Origin of the sequence: Streptomyces capoamus (genome assembly GCF_014654935.1) — a bacterium.
In the GTDB taxonomy this organism is placed as follows: domain Bacteria; phylum Actinomycetota; class Actinomycetes; order Streptomycetales; family Streptomycetaceae; genus Streptomyces; species Streptomyces capoamus.
The window spans coordinates 29,599-31,131 of the sequence record NZ_BNBF01000043.1; the positions used below are offsets into that span (position 1 = coordinate 29,599).

2 protein-coding genes are annotated in these 1,533 nt (G+C 74.6%); both read left to right on the top strand.

Annotation, left to right across the window (positions count from 1 at the left end; translation table 11 throughout):
* Positions 1-914 (top strand): MFS transporter (locus tag IE312_RS36530; RefSeq protein WP_229900879.1); only part of this gene is annotated, 914 nt, incomplete at its 5' end.
* The coding region (locus tag IE312_RS43450; RefSeq protein WP_370467690.1) for a D-glutamate cyclase family protein at positions 911-1,533 on the top strand (623 nt) is incomplete at its 3' end. The genes IE312_RS36530 and IE312_RS43450, both read left to right, overlap by 4 nt.

The window sequence follows — 1,533 nt, forward strand, 5'->3', positions numbered from 1 at the left end:
CCCTCCAGGGCCTCGGCTTCGGCGGCGAGTGGGCGGTCGGCGCGATCCTGGTCGCCGAGTACGCGGGCGCCCGCCACCGGGGCCGGACGCTCGGCGCGGTGCAGAGTTCCTGGGCCGTCGGCTGGGCACTGGCGGCGGGCGTCTACACGCTGGTCTTCTCCCTCGCCGACGACGACCTGGCCTGGCGGGTGATGTTCTGGACCGGCGCGCTGCCCGCGCTGCTCGTGGTGTGGCTGCGCCGCGGGGTGCACGACGCGTCCACGGCGACGGCGGCCCGCGAACAGGACCCGCGGCGGGGCTCGTTCGCGGCGGTCTTCCGGCCCGGCCGGGACGGCGTCCCGGGGCTGCTGCGCACCACGGTCTTCGCGAGCCTGCTGTCCACCGGCGTGCAGGGCGGCTACTACACGCTGGCGACCTGGGTGCCGACGTACCTGAAGTCGGAGCGCGGTCTGTCGGTCGTCGGCACCGGCGGCTACCTGGCCTTCCTGATCTCCGGCGCGTTCCTCGGCTATCTGACCGGCGGCCGGCTGACCGACCGGCTCGGCCGGCGGAACAACATCTGGCTGTTCGCCCTGCTGTCGGCGGTGTGCGTCGTGGCGTACGCGAACATCCCGCACGGCGCCGACACCCTGCTGCTGGTGCTCGGTTTCCCGCTCGGTTTCTGCATGTCGGCCATCTTCAGCGGCTTCGGCTCCTACCTGAGCGAGCTGTACCCGACGGCGGTGCGCGGCACCGGCCAGGGGTTCACGTACAACACGGGCCGCGCGGTGGGCGCGGTGTTCCCGACCCTGGTGGGGTACCTGGCGGACAGTTGGGGCGTGGGCGGTGCGCTGGTCTTCGGCGCGATCGGCTACGGCCTCGCCGCGCTGGCCCTGCTCGGGCTGCCGGAGACGCGCGGGAAGGAACTGGCGTGACGCGGACGGACCGTACCGAGGACCGCGCCGTGACGGACCGTACCGTTACGGATCGTGCCGTGGCGGACCGCGCCGTCGTCGCGGTCGACGCGCGCGCGCACGCGTGGAGCCCGGAAACGGCGCGGGCCCGCTTCCGCGCGGGCCTGGCCGGGCCCACCGCGGGGGTCGCGGCGGGCCACACACAGGCCAACCTGATCGCGGTGCCCGCCGACTGGGCCTACGACATGCTGCTGTTCTGCCAGCGCAACCCCAAGCCCTGCCCCGTGCTCGACGTCACGGACGCCGGTTCCGCGGCGACCGTCCTCGCCGAGGGCGCCGATCTGCGCACCGACCTGCCGCGCTACCGGATCTGGCAGGACGGCGAGCTGGTGGACGAGCCCACGGACGCGCGCGCGTACTGGCGCGACGACCTGGTGTCGTTCCTGCTCGGGTGCAGCTTCACCTTCGAGTGGGCGCTGGCCCGGGCGGGCGTGCCGGTCCGGCACGTCGAGCAGGGCCGGAACGTGCCGATGTACGTGACCGGCCGGGAGTGCCGGCCGGCAGGCCGGCTGCGCGGGCCGATGGTGGTGTCCATGCGGCCGGTGCCGCCCGAGCGGCTGGGCGCGGCGATCCGCGAGAG